This is a genomic window from Streptomyces sp. NBC_01474 (assembly GCF_035918215.1).
GTDB classification, from domain to species: Bacteria; Actinomycetota; Actinomycetes; order Streptomycetales; family Streptomycetaceae; genus Streptomyces; species Streptomyces aureus.
This window is the reverse complement of record NZ_CP109449.1, coordinates 1014989-1031271: the sequence shown is the minus strand read 5'-3', so window position 1 is coordinate 1031271 and position 16283 is coordinate 1014989. Positions and strand designations below refer to the sequence as shown.

14 protein-coding genes are annotated in these 16283 nt (G+C 72.0%); 7 read left to right on the top strand and 7 right to left on the bottom strand.

What is annotated here, in order from left to right; all coding sequences use genetic code 11:
* The first annotated feature begins 118 nt into the window (after positions 1 to 118).
* On the top strand, positions 119 to 577 hold the full coding sequence (locus OG758_RS05030; RefSeq protein ID WP_326708813.1) for a MarR family winged helix-turn-helix transcriptional regulator: 459 nt from the start codon (positions 119 to 121) through the stop codon (positions 575 to 577).
* A gap of 153 nt (positions 578 to 730) precedes the next feature.
* Complete coding sequence (locus OG758_RS05025) at positions 731 to 1957, top strand: SpoIIE family protein phosphatase (protein ID WP_326708812.1); 1227 nt, start codon at positions 731 to 733, stop codon at positions 1955 to 1957.
* Between the two features lie 43 nt (positions 1958 to 2000).
* Here OG758_RS05025 and OG758_RS05020 read toward each other — a convergent pair whose 3' ends face one another.
* Together OG758_RS05020 and OG758_RS05015 are read right to left on the bottom strand one after the other, a co-directional pair.
* Complete coding sequence (locus tag OG758_RS05020) at positions 2001 to 3212, bottom strand: FAD-dependent monooxygenase (RefSeq protein ID WP_326708811.1); 1212 nt, start codon at positions 3210 to 3212, stop codon at positions 2001 to 2003.
* A 119-nt stretch (positions 3213 to 3331) separates the two neighbouring features.
* Entirely contained in the window at positions 3332 to 4126 is a 795-nt protein-coding gene (locus tag OG758_RS05015) for a helix-turn-helix transcriptional regulator (RefSeq protein ID WP_326708810.1), read from the bottom strand.
* 58 nt (positions 4127 to 4184) lie between these two features.
* Between OG758_RS05015 and OG758_RS05010 the strand changes: the two genes are divergently transcribed.
* Both OG758_RS05010 and fusA read left to right on the top strand, forming a co-directional pair.
* The gene (locus OG758_RS05010) at positions 4185 to 4667 is read left to right on the top strand and encodes a DUF2000 domain-containing protein (protein WP_326715807.1); all 483 of its coding nucleotides are present in this window, start codon (positions 4185 to 4187) and stop codon (positions 4665 to 4667) included.
* 375 nt (positions 4668 to 5042) lie between these two features.
* Positions 5043 to 7142 carry an elongation factor G gene (fusA, locus tag OG758_RS05005; RefSeq protein WP_326708809.1) on the top strand — a complete coding sequence of 700 codons (2100 nt, stop codon included), beginning with the start codon at positions 5043 to 5045 and terminating at the stop codon, positions 7140 to 7142.
* Between the two features lie 68 nt (positions 7143 to 7210).
* On the opposite strand, the gene OG758_RS05000 is transcribed toward fusA, so the two are convergent.
* A complete protein-coding gene (locus tag OG758_RS05000; RefSeq protein ID WP_326708808.1) occupies positions 7211 to 7846 on the bottom strand; it encodes a zinc-binding dehydrogenase in 636 nt (211 codons plus the stop codon).
* Positions 7847 to 7942: 96 nt separating this feature from the next.
* Between OG758_RS05000 and OG758_RS04995 the strand changes: the two genes are divergently transcribed.
* Complete coding sequence (locus OG758_RS04995) at positions 7943 to 8914, top strand: class I SAM-dependent methyltransferase (protein WP_326708807.1); 972 nt, start codon at positions 7943 to 7945, stop codon at positions 8912 to 8914.
* Entirely contained in the window at positions 8911 to 9414 is a 504-nt protein-coding gene (locus OG758_RS04990; protein WP_326708806.1) for a hypothetical protein, read from the top strand. Before OG758_RS04995 ends, OG758_RS04990 begins: the two co-directional genes overlap by 4 nt.
* A gap of 24 nt (positions 9415 to 9438) precedes the next feature.
* On the opposite strand, the gene OG758_RS04985 is transcribed toward OG758_RS04990, so the two are convergent.
* The 4 genes from OG758_RS04985 to yczE all read right to left on the bottom strand — a co-directional run bounded on the left by OG758_RS04985 (position 9439) and on the right by yczE (position 14554).
* Positions 9439 to 11064, bottom strand: a complete 1626-nt coding sequence (locus OG758_RS04985) for an amidohydrolase (RefSeq protein ID WP_326708805.1) — start codon at positions 11062 to 11064, stop codon at positions 9439 to 9441.
* A gap of 44 nt (positions 11065 to 11108) precedes the next feature.
* Positions 11109 to 11768, bottom strand: coding sequence for a TetR/AcrR family transcriptional regulator (locus tag OG758_RS04980; protein WP_326708804.1), 660 nt, complete (start codon positions 11766 to 11768; stop codon positions 11109 to 11111).
* Between the two features lie 445 nt (positions 11769 to 12213).
* A complete protein-coding gene (locus OG758_RS04975; RefSeq protein WP_326708803.1) occupies positions 12214 to 13950 on the bottom strand; it encodes an immunity 49 family protein in 1737 nt (578 codons plus the stop codon).
* Between the two features lie 10 nt (positions 13951 to 13960).
* Positions 13961 to 14554 carry a membrane protein YczE gene (gene yczE / locus OG758_RS04970; protein ID WP_326715806.1) on the bottom strand — a complete coding sequence of 198 codons (594 nt, stop codon included), beginning with the start codon at positions 14552 to 14554 and terminating at the stop codon, positions 13961 to 13963.
* 237 nt (positions 14555 to 14791) lie between these two features.
* Here yczE and yczR point away from each other — a divergent pair, with 237 nt between their 5' ends.
* Positions 14792 to 16270 carry a MocR-like transcription factor YczR gene (gene yczR / locus OG758_RS04965; protein ID WP_326715805.1) on the top strand — a complete coding sequence of 493 codons (1479 nt, stop codon included), beginning with the start codon at positions 14792 to 14794 and terminating at the stop codon, positions 16268 to 16270.
* Positions 16271 to 16283: the final 13 nt, after the last annotated feature.

Here is a 16283-nt window from a genome sequence, read left to right as displayed (position 1 = left end):
GCGCGATCCGAAATCGGCCGCGATCTTTTCCGCCGCGAGCCCTGGACCTCAAGTGCGGTTGAGTTTCTAGGCTCGGATGCACCGAAGAATCGTGCGCACCGGACGGAGCGAACCAGCCATGGAGTACTCGCACAGCGACGCAGAACTGATCGAGCAGCCCATCGGCTACTGGGCCTGGGCCGCCTACAAGGCCGTCGTCACCCGCATCCGGGGCGCCCTCGCGGAGAAGGGCACCACCCAGCCGCAGTGGTGGGTCCTCGCGCAGGTCGCACGGGCCGACCGCATCAAGACCCGGGCGGAGGTGTCCGAAACCCTCAGCGGCTACCTCGACGCGGGTGAGGCCGTCCTGGCGGAGGAGATCGACGCGACGATCGCCCACGGCTGGATCACCGAGGACGCCGAGGGGCGGCTCTCGCTCACGCCGGCGGGCAAGGACTTCTTCGACGAAGTCGCTTTGCTCCAGCGGGAGTTGTGGGCCGAGCGGCACGCGGGAGTCTCGGACGAGGAGTATCTGACCACCCTCAAGGTGCTTCAGCGCTTCATCCACAACACGGGCGGCCACGCCTGGCACCACTGACGGCGGCCGGGCGGTCCGGCCACAGGACACGCCGCCGATGACGTAATCGGAGCTCCGGCCCCTGGGACTGGGACACCCTGTGGTCGTCCGACCGCGGGGTGTCCGGTCACCCGTCGCCGCACATGCGGCACACGCAAGGAGGCGGGACGCGTCGTGAGGAATTCCGGAATCGACTACGAGCAGGTGTTCCAGGCGCTGCCCGGATCGGTCGCACTGCTCAGACCCGACCTTGTGTACGCGGACGCCAACGAGGCGTTCTGCCAGATGTCGGGGCGCGCCCGTGAACAGCTCGTCGGCCGGTATCTGTTCGACGTCTTCCCGGACAACCCAAACGACGACGGCGCGACCGGCATGCGTGACCTGGAGCTGTCGCTGCGGAGGGTGGTGGCCACCGGGGAACGCGACGCCATGGCGCTCCAGCGGTACGACGTCGAGTACCCCGACCGGCCCGGCCAGTGGCACGAGCGCTACTGGAGCCCGGTCAACGCCCCTGTCTTCGGCCCCGACGGCAGCGTCGTACTGCTGCTGCACCGGGTGGAGGAGGTCACCGAGCTGATCCGCGCCAAGGGCGACCGCGACGGTGACCGGGCCCAGGTGCTGGAGGCGGAGCTGTACACCCGCGCCAGGGAACTTCAGGAGGTCAACGAGCGGCTGCGCCGGGCCCACGCCCGTGAGCGCGAGGTCGCCCTGACCCTCCAGGCCGCGATGTTGCCGGTGCCGGAACGCGTCGGCGGTGGCAGGGCGGCCGTGCGCTACCGGCCGGCCGTGGGCGCCCTGAACGTCTGTGGAGACTGGTACGACCTGGCCGAGCTGCCCGGCAACCGGCTCGCGGTGGCGGTGGGTGACGTGGTCGGCCACGGCCTGCACGCGGCCGGCGTCATGGGTCAACTCCGCAGCGCTCTGAGTGCCGCCGTGCTCGTGGCCGACGGCCCCGCGGCCGCGCTCGACGCACTCGGCCTCTACGCCCGCTCGGTCGAGGGCGCCGAGTCCACCACCGTCGCACTGGCGGTCGTCGACTGCGACCGCCACACCCTCGCCTACAGCAGCGCGGGCCACCTTCCGCCCGCGCTGCTGCACCCCGACGGCACTGTGGAGTTCCTGGACCGGGCGACGGACCCGCCGCTCGGCGCCCGCCCCGAACACGTCGCCAGACCCGAGGGCGAGACCGCCTTCGAGGACGGGGCCACGCTCGTCCTCTACACCGACGGCCTGGTCGAGCGGCGCCGCGAGGACATCGACGTGGGCCTGGGCCGCCTCGCGGACTGCCTGACCCGCCACGTGTCGGCGGACGCGGAACGCCTCGCCGACACCGTGCTCGCCGAACTGATCCCGCGCGGCGGCAACTCCGACGACACGGCAGTCGTGATCATCCGCCTCTGAGCCTCTGAGCCTCTGAGCCTCTGAGCCTCTGAGCCGAAGTGCCTTACCCGCGCGCGGAGTTGCGGTGCTGGAGGGTGCGGGCGAGGCGCGGTCCCAGCCACTGCTTGAGTCTGCGCAGTGACTGCAACTGGTCGGCGGCCTGGTCGATCCGGTAGTAGAGCTGGGGCGGGATGTGGGGGAGCAGCGGGGAGTGCCGCTGGCCGAGCAGGGCGAACATGTGGGCCGGTGGGAGCTGGATGTAGCGGGGGAGGTTCTCGTACCACTGGGCGCTGTGCCGGGCCGCGCTCTGGACGGAAAGCAGCTCGCTCTTGCGGGTGCGCTCGTAGTGGCTGAGCGCCGGCTGGATCGTCTTCGCCTCGGCGAGGGAGTTCGCCAGGACCATCGCGTCCTGCATCGCGAGCGTCGTGCCCGCGCCGATGGAGTAGTGCGTGGTGTGCGCGGCGTCGCCGAGCAGCACCAGGTTGCCGTGCGACCAGGTCCGGTTGGTGAGGGTGCGGAAGGTCTGCCAGGGGGCCGGGCCGCCGAGGTCGCTGCGGCCGATGAGCGAGTGGCCGTCGAGGAGCGACGCGAAGATTCCCTCCAGGCGGCGCAGGGCGTCCGGCTGGGGCAGGCGGTCGAGTTCGAGGCCCTGCCAGGTCGCCTTGGAGCACTCGACGACGCAGGTGCTGTGCTCGCCGCTGTACCCGTACGCGTAACACCAGATCCAGCCGTGCGCGGTCTGTGCGAAGGCGAACGTGAAGGAGCGGAACACCTTGGTCGTGCCGAGCCAGAGGTAGGGGTTGCGGCCCAGGGTGGTGTGCGTGCCGAAGTGGCCGGCATGGCGGTCGCGCAGCGTGCTGTTGGCGCCGTCGCCGGCCACGATCAGGTCGGCCTCGGGCAGCTGCTCGCGGTCGGGGACCTCGCGGCCGTACTCGATGTCGACGCCGAGGGCCTCCGCGCGGCGGGCGAGGATGTCGAGGAGCTTGTGCCGGCCGATGGCGAAGCCCTCGTCGCCCGCGTGGGTCGTGGTGCGCTCCCCGACGTGGGCGACCCCGTCACGCCAGCGCAGCGACTCCTCGCTGATGGCGGACGCGGAGTGCGGGTCGTGGCGCCTGAGCCGCTCCAGCATGTCCGGCCAGTAGGTGACGCCCCAGCCGTAGGTGGAGCCGGCCGGGTTCCGCTCGAAGACGGTGATGTCGTGCGAAGGGGACTGGAGCTTCAACAGGATCGAGAAGTACAGGGTGGCGGGACCTCCACCGACACAGACAACCTTCACACACACTCCCTGGGTCTTGTCGCGGCCCGGCCTCGGCGTCCGGCGGCATCCGTGCAACGACGGTAGGGGGAAGTGGTTCCGCGAACGTGTACAACACCCGCTAAAAGCACCTGAAGTGCTCAGGGAGCGGTGCGGGCGTAGCGGCCCGGGGTGGTGCCGAGGACCCGCTTGAAGTGCCGGGTGAGGTGCGACTGGTCGTAGAACCCGGCGGCGGTCGCCACCTCGCCCGGCGGCTGCCCGCCGAGGAGAAGACGGCGCGCCAGATCGACACGGCGGGACATCACGTACTGGTGCGGCGGAATGCCGAAGGCCCTGCTGAAGGCGCGTACGAGATGGGTCGGGTGGGCGTGGACGAGACGCGCCGCCTCGTCCAGGGCGATGCCGTCCAGGAGTCGTGCGTCCAGGAGGTCCCGCAGGTCGTGGGCGACGCCCCGGCCGGGCGGCTCGGTGTCGGGGACCCCGGGGCGCAGGTGGGTGCGCAGGCGTTCGCCGATCAGGGCGAGGCGGCTCTGCGCCTCGAACTCGTCGCCGGGGTGCGCGAGGGCGCTGTGGAGCCGGTCGACGCGGGTGCGCAGGACGGGGTCGGTGAGGTCGGGTCCGTCCACCGCCGCTCCGATGAAGGTCTCGTCGAGCTGCGTCATGTCGAGGTAGAGGACGCGCTTGCGGAAGCCGTGTGCGGTGGCGGGCGACCCGTTGTGCGGCACGCGCGGCGGAAGCAGGCTGACGGTGTCGTTCGGTGTGCCGCGCTCGTGGCGGTCCAGGTGGTAGCGGACCGCGCCGTCGTCGACGATCAGCAGCGTCCACGCGTCGTGGACGTGCATGGGGTACGCGTGCTCGGTGAAGTGGGCGTGGAACACCTCCACGACGCCCGCGACCCGCGGGCGCCACGCGGAGATCTCCGGCCGGGGCACCATGCAAGGAACGTACAAGACCGGACCGGCCTGGACAGCGCAGTCTCGAAGCATGAGAACGATGGACGAGATCCCCACCGACGTTGCGAGCCCGGCGCCGGCCGCGGCGGATGATCATTCCGGCCCCGCGCCGGTCCGTTTCGACACCAAGATCGCCGTCCTGCTGCGCGACGACCTGGAGCCCTGGCAGCGGCTCAACGTGACCGCGTTCCTGGTCAGCGGGCTCGGTACGGTGGCCCCCGAGGTGGTCGGAGCCCCGTACGAGGACGCCGACGCCACCGCGTACCTGCCCATGTTCCGCCAGCCGGTGCTTGTCTTCGAGGGGCCGAAGCAGACTCTGGCCACGGCGCACGGACGTGCCCTGTCGCGCTCGCTGCCGACGGCCGTGTTCACGGCGGAGCTGTTCGGCACGGGCAACGACCGGGACAACCGCGCGGCGGTCCGGGCCGTGCCCGCCGACCGACTGGACCTGGTGGGCATGGCCGTGTACGGCCCGCGCAACGCCGTCGACAAGGTCCTCAAGGGGGCGCGGATGCATCCCTGAGCGACGAGCCTGCGGGCCGCTTCCGAGACGAGCCCGGGGCCGCATTTAATCGGGTGCCCGGCTCGGGTCCGGTTCCCTACACTCGCCACGTATTCACGCCGCGGCCCTTCGTCGCAGCGCGCGCCGTGACAAGAGAGGGGAGCCGGGCCGTGCGTCACCGCACCGCTGTCGTCGTTCCCCGGTCACGGTTCGAGGTGATCCTGGTGTCTCGGTGCGCCCGGCACCGGCTGCGCGGCCGGTACCGGACCCCCGCGACGAACATCTGACACCTCACGTGTCCGCACGCCCTCGAACCGCCCCTTCGGCGGGGCCCGTTGCGCTGTCCGTCCGGTAATCGCGCTGCCTCTGTGCGGAACCACCTGAAAGGCCACAGGCGTGCGTACCGACCTGCACCGTCATGACACCGACCCCCTGACCGCCGTCCGCAACGTGGGCATCCTCGCCCACGTCGACGCCGGCAAGACCACCGTCACCGAACGGATCCTCTACACCACCGGCGCCACCTACAAACGCGGCGAGGTCCACGACGGCACCACCGTCACCGACTTCGACGTCCAGGAACGCGAACGGGGCATCACCATCTCCGCCGCGGCCGTCAGCTGCGCCTGGGACGGGCACCGGATCAACCTGATCGACACCCCGGGCCATGTCGACTTCGCCGACGAGGTCGAGCGCTCCCTGCGCGTGCTGGACGGCGCCATCGCGGTGTTCGACGCCGTCGCGGGCGTCGAGCCGCAGAGCGAATCGGTCTGGCGGCAGGCCGACCGCCACGGCGTGCCGCGCATCGCCTTCGTGAACAAGCTCGACCGTGCCGGTGCCGACCTCGACACGGCGGTCGAGTCGATGCGCCGACGCCTCGACACGGTCCCGATGGTGGTTCAGTTGCCGGTCGGCCGCGAGGACGCGTTCACCGGTGTCGTCGACCTGATCCGCATGCGCCTTCTCACCTGGCGCGAGGGCGGCGACACCTACGAGGAGGGGTCCGTGCCGGAAGAGCTGCGCGAGGAGGCGCGGCGGCGCAGGCGGCTCCTCGAGGAGACGGTGGCGCAGCTGCATCCCGGCGCCCTGGAGGAGTTCTGCGACGGATCGGCGCTGTCCGCCGGGACGTTGGCAGGAGCGCTGCGGGATCTGACGCGCAGCGGTGAGGGTGTCGTCGTGCTGTGCGGATCGGCGTACCGCAACCGCGGTGTCGAGCCGCTCCTGGACGCGGTCGTCGCCTACCTGCCGTCACCGCTCGACGTGCCCGCGGTCCGCGGGGCCGTCGGCGACGACGAACAGGAGCGGGCCTGCGATCCGGCGGCACCGCTGGCCGCGCTGGTGTTCAAGGTGCAGGCGACCCCTCGCGGGCGTCTGACCTATCTGCGGGTGTACTCGGGAACGGTTCACAGGGGAGAGGCGGTGTGGGATGCGGGCGCACGGCGTACGGAGCGGATCGGCCGGATCCTGCGCGTCCAGGCCGACCGGCACACCGAGGTGGAGCGCGCGGTGGCCGGGGACATCGTCGCGGTGGCCGGAGTGAAGGCCGTCCGCAGCGGCGCGACCCTGTGCGCACCCGACGCGCCTGTCGTCCTCGAACCGCCCACGGTGGCCGAACCGGTCGTCTCCGTGGCGGTCGAGGCACGCAGGAACGCCGACAGTGCCCGGCTGGTGTCCGCGCTGGCACGGCTCGTCGAGGAGGACCCCTCGCTCATCGTCAGAACGGACCGCGAGAGCGGCCAGACGGTGCTCTCGGGCATGGGCGAACTGCATCTGGAGGTGGCGGTGGAGAAGATCCGCCGGGCCCACGGTCTGGAGGTCGGCGTCGGCAGGCCCCAGGTGGCCTACCGGGAGACGGTCTCGCGCGGGGTGTCCGGTCTGGTGTACCGGCATGTCAAACAGGAGGGAGGAGCGGGCCAGTTCGCGCACGTCGTCATCGACGTACGGCCGCTGCCGGCGGCGCAGGACGGCACGGGCGACGGCGCGGCGGACTTCGTGTTCCGGTCGGTCGTCACCGGCGGACGGCTGCCGCGGGACTACGTCCAGGCCGTGGAGGCCGGGTGCAGGGACGCCCTGAGCGAGGGCCCCCTCGGCGGCCATCGGGTCACCGGGGTGCAGGTCACGCTCACCGACGGGGCCACGCACCCCAAGGACTCCTCGCCGATGGCGTTCCGTACGGCGGGCCGTTTCGCGCTCAGGGCGGCCTTCCGGGCGAGCGTCATGGCGCTCCTCGAACCGGTCGTCGAGGTCACGGCCACCGTGCCCGAGGACGCCGTGGGCGGGGTGCTCGGGGACCTGGCGGCGCGACGCGGACAGATCTCCGCCTCCGCGATGCGCGCGGGCACCGCGGTCGTCACGGCGACGGTGCCGCTGGCCGAACTCTTCGGCTACGCGTCCCAGTTGCGTGGCCGGACCCAGGGCCGGGGCACGTTCACCAGCCGGGCGACCGGCTACGCACCGGTGCCGGGTGCGGTGTCCGATCAGGTGGTTTCGCGGTAGCCGCGACAGCGATGGCCCCGTCCGTCCGAGGGCGGGCGGGGTCGTCCGGCCGTGGTGCGGGCAAGAGTTCAATCGGCCACGGACAGCACCGTCTTCGCCGGGGCCGTCCGGCTCTCCAGGGCCTCGTGCACCTTGCCGGCGTTCTCCAGCGGCTCGACCGCGGGCAGTGGCTCGTCCAGGATGCCGCGGGCCACCAGGGAGATGACGGCGGTGAGTGCCTCGGTGCAGGTCGCCGGGCGCAGATGGGCGACGCCGCCGATGCTCAGGCCGGACACCGTGCGCGTCGCCAGCCAGGTCTCGTCACCGGAGAAGAGCCGATCGTCGCGGCTGGCGTTGCCGAGGACGACCTGGCGTCCGAAGGGGGCGAGGCGCTGGAACGCGGCGGCGCGCAGCGGGCCGCCCACCGGGTCGATGACGACGTCCACCGATCCGTCCGGCGTGAGCCGGTCGAGACCCTCGGCCAGCGCGTCCGCGACCACCACGTCCGTGCACTCGGCCGGCGCCCGGTCCGGGTCGCGGCCGACGACCCCGATCACCTGCCGGGCCAGGAAGAGCGCCGCCATCCGCGCCGTGGTGGCGCCCAGGCCGCCGGTCACCCCGAGGACGAGGACCCGGTCCCGGGCGTCGAGCCGGGCGACATCGTGCAGGGCCACCCACGCGGTGACGCCGTTGACGAGGGCGGCGGCCCAACGGCGGTACCACACGCGCGAAGCACGACACCACGCCGCCAGAACCGCCTCCCGGTTCCCGCCTCCCGGGGCGCGGCGCCGACGTCCTCCCCAGCCGCGTACCTTCTCCCTGTGCAGCTCATCGAGATATCCGATCTGGTCGTGGACCACGACCCCGGCACGCGCGAACGCCTGCCGGTGCGGGGCGCCGACGTCGTCGCGCGGCTCGTCGCCGCGGGTGACCGCAGTGGCGCCCGTATCGCCGCCGGGCTCGCGTGCGACGACGACGGGAACCTCGATCCGCTCGCCGTGGACCGCCGGCTCGTCGCCGTCCACACCGAGCTCCAGCGGCTCAGCGAGGAACTGCGCCTCGGCGACCGCATCGCCGAACTCCTGCGTCCGCTGCTCGCCGTGATCCGCGCCGCCGGGCGGACCGACGGCCCGCTGCGGGTGGTCGACGTCGGCTGCGGCCTCGGCTACCTCGTGCGGTGGCTGGCCTCGTCGGGTGCCCTCGGCCCCGATGTCGACCTGGTCGGCGTGGACTTCAACGCGGCCCTGGTCAACGAGGCCGGGCGGCTCGCCCGCGAGGAGGGACTGCCCTGCCGTTTCGTACGGGGTGACGCGTTCGCCCTCGACGAGCCCGCCACCGTGTACGTGTCGACGGGCGTCCTGCACCATTTCCGCGGCGATGACCTCGACGCCTTCTTCGCCGCCCAGGCCACGCCGGGCACCGCCGCGTTCTGCCACTTCGACATCGCCGCCACCGGTCTCGCCCCGATCGGCGCGTGGGTCTTCCACCGGGCACGGATGCGCGATCCACTGGGCCGCCACGACGGCGTGATGTCGGCCCGCCGCGCCCACGACGACGAGACACTCCTGGCGGCCGCCGCCCACGCCGACGGGCTGACCCCGCTCGTGTACGAACCGCGGGGCCGCAGCAACCCGTTCTGCACCACGCTGCGCCCCGTCATCGGCGTACGCCCGGACCTGCTGCCGCCGCTGCGGGCCGAGCTGGGACCCGGACCGTCGGGCCGCCTGGTCGGGCGTGCGGACACCGTGGGCGGGACGCGCCAGGGAGCTTCGGCGGGGGAGGGCGCAGGGTGAGCGCCTTCCTGCTCGCCGCTCTGGCGCTCGTCGACGCGGCGTTCGCCGGGTTCCGTGCCTACACCGGGCGGGACGGCCGCATCCGCAAGTCGAAAAGGGCGCTGCTCGCGGCCCGCCGCGGTCTCGCGGTCGGCGCCCCGGCGCTGCTGCTGAGCGCGGCCCTCGCCGTGACGCTGCTCGTCGCCGCGGCGGACCGGGGCGCGCGCTACGCCGAACTCGACGCCGCCGCCCACCGGATGCTCCTGTGCTACGCGCCGTACGCGGTGATCGTCGCACTGAGCCTGGCCTGCTACCTGTGGGGCCCGTTCCGGGCCGGCACTCTCGCCGTGGTCGTCGGCCTGGGGCCGTTGACCCTGGTGCGCCCGCTGGTGGTGCTCGCCGGGGCGGTCGCGGCCGCGTGGGGTTCGCTTCCGGCGGCCTCGGTGGCGGCGGTCGCGGCGGTGGGGGTGCTCCTGGTGGAGCCGTTCGTCCACCGCCGCTGGTACGCGGAGCCGGTGTGAGCGGCGCCGCGTACCCGCGGACAACTACAGACTCGCGTCGCGGTGCGTGGGGCGGCCGTCGAGGACGGTGAGCAGCACCGGCAGGTCCGGCAGCGCGGTGTCGGCGGTGGTGAGCGGGTTGTCGGCGAGAACGGTGAGGTCGGCGCGACGGCCGACGGCGATCCGCCCGGCCTCGTGCTCCTCGCCCGCCGCGTAGGCCGCGTTGACCGTCAGACCCTGGAGCGCCTCCAGCGGCGTGAGCGCCTGCTCGGGTCCGTGCGGGTCCTGGGTGAGGTCGCGGCTCGGGCGGCGGTGGCGCGCGCCGGCCATGACCCCGAGCGGCGGATACGGGGCGATCGGCCAGTCGGAGCCGAGGACCACGGTGGCGCCCGAGTCCTGCAGATCGCGGCAGCGCCAGGCGCGCGACGCGCGCTCCTCACCGAGGCGGCGCGACCAGTTGTCGGTGTGGTCGGCCCGGGTGAAGTCGCAGCAGTGGGTGGGCTGCATGGACGCGATGACGCCGAGCGCGGCGAACCGGCCCAGGGTGTCGTCGGGCACGGTCTCGATGTGCTCGACGCGGTGGCGCGCCCCGATCCCGCTAGCGGCCTGCGCCTTCTCGACGGCGTCGAGGACATGGCGTACGGCGGCGTCGCCGATCGCATGGGTGGAGGTGGGCACTCCGGCGCGGTGCAGCTCGCCGATGATCCGTGTGTAGACCTCGGGGTCCGGCCAGAAGGCGTGGGTGGACTCGCCGTGGCAGTCCGGGCGTTCCAGCCAGGCCGTGCCGTTGTCGATGGTGCCGTCCATGAAGATCTTGACGCCGTCCGTGCGCCACAGCGTGCCGCCGGCGCCCTGCTGCTCGATGAGCGCCCGTACTCCTTCGGCGTCGGTGCCGGGCTGGCACCACGGCGCCACTCGCAGGCGGAGGGCGAGCTCACCGGCGGCGTCGAGCTCGGAGAACAGGGCGAGGCTATCGCCGTTCGCGTCCATGACGTGACCGCCTGTGAGCCCCGAGGCGGCCATGGCGCGCAGCGTGGTGGCGAGCCGGTCGCGGCGCTCCTCCCGCGTGGGTTGCGGGGCGACCCGTTCCACCAGTTCGCAGGCGGCGTCCTCCTGGAGGAGACCGGTGGGGCGGCCCCGCTCGTCGCAGACCACCTCGGCGGAGGCCTGGTCGAAGGTGCGCGGGCCGTCCACACCGGCCAGTTCCAGCGCGCGCCGGCTGGCCAGCATGGAGTGGGCGTCGAACAGCAGCAGAAGGGCCGGTACGCCGTCGAGGACGGAGTCGAAGGGGGTGATCCCGACGGGCCGGTCGCCGAAGACGTTCGGGTCGAGCCCCCAGCCGTGCAGCCACGCCCCCGGCGCCAGCGTCCGCACCTCGGCGGCGAGCGCCGCGCGCACGTCCTCCACGTCGGTGCAGCCCGACAGGTCGAGCCCGCCCGTCAGCTCGGCGCCCGAGACGGGGTGGAGATGCCCGTCGACCAGGCCCGGGGTCACCACGGCGCCCTTGAGGTCGATCACCGTGGTCGAGGCGTCCACGCGCTCACGTATGCCGTGGTCGTCGCCCAGGGCGGAGATCCGGCCACCGGACACGGCGAGGGCCGTCTGCGGCAGGAACGCGCCGGTGACCGGATCGAGCAGGCGGGCGGAGAGCAGGACGAGAGGGGTGGGCACAGCGGCTCCTTGGAGGGCGGGTGGGGTGGCCGGGACGCGGGACCCTAGCCGGTGAGCGACGCCGTGAGCGGCGCGTCGGATCGGGTGAGGGTCCCGTGCGGGAGGCCGAGTTCGCGTTCCGCTGTAGTCGCGGCCATGCGCGACACCTCGGCGGGACGGTTGCTGGTGTCGGTGTTCGCGTGCGCTCCGAGGCCGTCGAGCACGACCAGGATCTGAATAGTCGTCACATACGGGTCGTCCGTACGGAATTCGTTCCGGTCGACGCCCTGCCGGATCAGGTCGGTGAGCCGCTCGCGCCAGGCCGCCTCCTGCTCGGCGACCCGGTCGCGCAGGACGGACCGGTAGCGGCTGAGGTGGCGCGCGTTGATCCAGAGGCGGCTGATGTTGTCGTAGGACGCGCCCGTCGCGCGTGCGAAGAACCATCCCAGGTGCAGCGTGGGAGTCCCCTGGGCCCGCTCGGCGGGCAGGAGGCTGTCGAGCTCGGCGCTGGAGGCGCTGCCGAAGGCCTCCGCCACGAGGTCGTCCGCCGAGGGGAAGTAGTGGCTGATCAGTCCGGGGCGGACGCCGAGCTCGTCGCCGATCCGCCGCAGTGTGACGCACTCGAGTCCCTCGGCGAGAGCGACCGAGGCCGCCGCGTCGACGATCTCCGCACGTCGGGCGGCCGGCGTCTTCCGAATTCGCTTGTGCTGGACGCTTGACGGCATACCCGGAATGCTATTGAGTGCGCGACCAATAAGCAAGCGCAGGGCTGGCCAGGGGTCACTGGCTCACCGCCGGCGCGGCGGCCGCCGCGCTCTGCGTCAACGCCGCGGGACACGTCGGCCCCCGTCGGCACCGACCGCGCCCGCCCGTCTACGGCACGTCGTACCGCTTGAGCGCGCGGGCGACGGGCTCATCGGACCGCTCGGCATACGCAAGGCGCTCGTGCCGAGGCCATCGTCACCGTCGGCACGAACAGCGCCGCGGAGAAGCCCGCGTTCATCGCGGAGGCGGGCGAACTGCTGACCAAGACCCTTGGCCCGCCGCTCGCCCGTTGCGGAGTGGCGCTGCACGAGCTGCACCCCGAGAGCTACGGCTACGACGGCGTGACGCAGTTCGACTTCTACCGCCGCGAGGCCGCCCGGCGGTGGCCGCCCCCGGAGCCCGCTCTCACGTGTCGAACTCGCCGTACCAGGCCCGGTCGAGGAGGCAGGTGGGCAGATACGGCGACTTGCTGTCGACCGGGAACTCCGAGTCGAAGGCGAGGCACGCCAGCGCGAGCGGGCCGAGGGCCACCCGGCTGTGCGGCCCCGTCGAGTCGCTCCAGTAGCGCTCGTGATGGTCCAGCGCCTCCGCGAGTGCCAGCGCGAAAGCCTCGCGGTCGCCGGTGACCAGACGGTGGAAGAGCGCGACGGGCTGGTAGTCGACCAGGTTCAGGAAGTCCGCAGGCGTACGGGTCGCCACATCGGGGTGGGACGTGTTCATCGTGGCGAGCAGCTTCTGGACCACATCGTCCATGGGGTGCTGCAACCAGTACGTCTGGAGCGTGTCGATCCAGTGGAAGACGTACTCGTCCATGGGTGCGGCCCGACGCAGGTCGTCCAGCGGCACGTGGCACAACTGCGTCATGCGGTCCCGCTCACGGCAGACGACGGCGAGATAGAAGGCGTTGAGCCAGGCACGGCCGTCCGCGTGCGGGGCGGGGCCGGTGACCGGAAGCGTCACGACGTCGTGCCCGATCCGGCAGGCGACGCTGCTCTCCCGGGAGGTCGTGCTGGCGAACAGCGCCGAGCCGACCTGCATGGCACCGACCCACGCCTCCCAGGTCTCCAACGCGCCCGCGTCGGGGTCGGACGCGCACCGCACGTGGCTCAGGGCGAGCGAGGCCGCGAACACGTCACCGAAAACCGCAGGGGACTGAGGCAGTTGCGCTGTCAACTTGGCTGTTGTCACGGCGAGTTCATCGGCGGTCTGCGCGCGAGGGGCCGTATCCGGCGTGTCATCGGCGGATTCCTGGCCGCGCAGGGACCTCATCAGGTCCATCAACTCCTGCGGCGGCACCACGGAGAACGAACGGTTCTCGTGGTCGAAGACCGTGAGCGAGACAAGCCGCCCCTGGCGCCACCAGTAGAGCCGCGGCGAGAGCGCGCCCGGCCCGTCCTCGTAGGCACCGAGAGCATAGGAGCCCAGGTCGTTGACGGCGTCCACCACGCTGCCGTCCACGATCGGGTGGAACGCCAGCAGATGCCTGGTCGGCATCACGACGAGCGCCCCGGCCTCCGGCAGCTCCCGGCCGGTCAACTCCCGCACCAGATCGGGGAGTACGAGCGCCTTGCTGGAGACGAAGAACGAGTCGCCGTACACGGAGTGCATCAACGCGCCCTGCGGGCCGCGGAACTCGTCGTGCTCGACCGGCTCACGGATCAGGTTCGCGCGGCCCGCGGCCCACAGCTGCTCGGCGCCGGCACGCGCCACGTCCCGGTCGTCGAGGATCCGTACGGAAGTGGGTGCGTCCAGCGCGAGGGCCGCGAGCAGCCCCTCGGCCACCGGTCGCGCATAGCGGAAGGCGTCGGCGGTCTCGCCCGGGAAGGCGTCGTCGGGCAGCAGCCGCCAGCACGTCCGCTCCAGGAGCTCCGTGGCGCTCTCGCCTCCCTGGGACGAGTTCTCCAGACCGGTGAAGTGCTGCTCCACGATCCGCGGCCAGTCGTCCTCGGCGGACTGGCGACACCGCTGCGCGAGGTTCGACAGCGGGCTGAGCCTGCCCTCCAGGCGCACCGCGTCCCCCGTCACGGTCATGTGCGTGCCGTGACGGGCGAGGAAGTAAGCGGCCGTCAGGCTCCGCAGGCGCTCGGCCTGAGGGACGTTCAGCATCGGCAGGTGTGGATCGGGTGCGTGGTGAAGGTTCACCGCACAGACTCTACGAAGAGGGGCGGGAGCCGGTGACACGCGGTCTCGTGTAGGCGAACCGGGGCAGGAAGAACTGCGTGACAGGCCCGACAGCAAGGGCGTACAGCACGGTGCCGAGCCCCACGCCGCCGCCGAGCAGCCATCCGATGACGAGCACGGAGACCTCGATGAACGTACGGACGAGGCGGATGGAACGTCCCGTCAGAGCGGACGCACCGGTCATCAGCCCGTCCCGGGGCCCCGGCCCGAACCGTGCGCCTACATAGACGGCGACGGACAGCGCATTGGCGAATATCCCGGCGAGGAGGAGCCCGACGCGCTCGGGAAGTGCCAGGCCCTCGGGGACGAGCGTGAGCCCGAGGTCGGACGAGAAGGCGATGACGACGATGTTCGCGGCGGTCCCGAACGTCGGCCGCTGCCGCAGAGGGATCCACAGCAGCAGCACGGACACACCCACGACCGCGGTGAGTGTGCCGAAGCTCAGCGAAGTGTGCTTCTCCAGACCCTCGTTGAGAACGCTCCAGGGGCTCAGGCCCAGCGCGGCGCGGACCATGACGGCCATGCTGAATCCGTACAGGGCGAGGCCGATGAACAGCTGGGGCATGCGGCGGAGCGGGCGTTCGCCGAAGCGTACGTAGGTGAGTGGGGGAGCGGGGCGGTTGCGGCCGATCCCTTCGTCGCCCGGCGCCGCCTGTCCGGAGCGGGCCGTCGTGTCCGTGTCCTGCCGCATATGTGCCTGCCTCCACCGTGCTTGTCGTGGGCCTTCAAGGCCATTGCGGCAACTCTGTAGAGTGATTGGCCCGGATGACATGGCCAATCTCGGGAGAATGGTTTGACTGACGTGAACGCCTTCCTGCCGGTGGACAGGGTGGGCCGCGCGGACCGGACCCTGGGGAGCCGTCAGCTCGCCGCGATGCTGCCCGACGCCGCCGGCACGAGACCCGCCTACCGCCACCTCGCGCAGGCGATCAGCACGCTCATCCTGGACGGACGCATCGCCCTGCACGTCAGACTCCCCGCCGAGCGCGAACTGGCCGCCGCCCTCGACACCAGCAGAACCACCGTCACCGCCGTGTACGACCTGCTGCGCGAGAGCGGATACGCACACAGCCGCCAGGGATCGGGCACGTGGACCGCCCTGCCCGAAGGCCGCACCCTCAGTGGCATCACCCGCCTCCTCGGCCCCCAGGACACCGCGATCGACCTTGCCAGAGCGTCCCCCGGGCTCCCACAACAGGCACTCGTCGACGCCCTCGTACACATCACCCCGCAACTCGCCGAGCAGGCACACACCCCCGGCTACCACCCCTACGGCCTGCCCGACCTGCGCGCCGCCATCGCCGAGCGCTACACCCGACGGGGCCTCGCCACCCTGCCGGAACAGATCCTGGTGACATCCGGCGCACAGCACGCGCTGACCCTCGTCCTGGGACTGCTGAGCAGCCCCGGCGACCGGGTCATGGTCGAGAACCCGTCCTACCCGAACGCCCTTGAGGCACTGCGTCGAGCCCGGCTGCGTACCGTGTCCGTCCCCGTGACCGACACCGGCTGGGACATCGAGATCACCGAATCGACTCTCCGCCAGGTCGTGCCCCAACTTGTCTACCTGATACCCGACTTCCACAACCCGACCGGCTGCCTCATGCCCGAACACGAGCGGGTACGCGTCCTGCGTGCGGCGGAGCGGTCCGGTACCTGGCTGGTCATCGACGAGACGCTGGCCGACCTCGCGCTCGACGTCCCCCCGCCGCCTCCCTTCGCCTCCCACGCCGCGAAGGGTGGCACCGGCCGGGTCATCAGCATCGGCTCGATGAGCAAGACCCACTGGGGCGGCCTGCGCATCGGCTGGCTGCGCGCGCCCGCACGGCTAGTCACCGAACTCGCGGGCCAGCGCGTGGCCACCGACATGGGCGGATCGGTCGTCGACCAACTCCTGGCACTCGCCCTCCTGGACCGAGCCGACGGGATTCTGCTGCCCCGACTCGAGCAACTACGGTTGCAGCGCGCCGCGTTGGTCGCCGCACTGACGGAACACATGCCGCAATGGTCCTGGCAACTGCCGCCCGGTGGCTTGTCGTTGTGGGTCGACCTGGGTGAACCGGTGGCCTCCGCGCTGTCCGAACGAGCCCTCGACAACGGCGTCCGGATCGAGAGCGGCGCCTGCTTCGCCACCGACCCCGGCATCTTCGAGCAGCGGATGCGCATCCCGTACACGACCCCGGCGGACACCCTGCGCGAAGCCGTCCACCGCATGGCGACCGCGCTCGCCGCCGGCCTTCCTGCGGCGTGCGCCGCGCGACGGCCGCACTGGGTCGCCTGAGCATCGGAGGGCG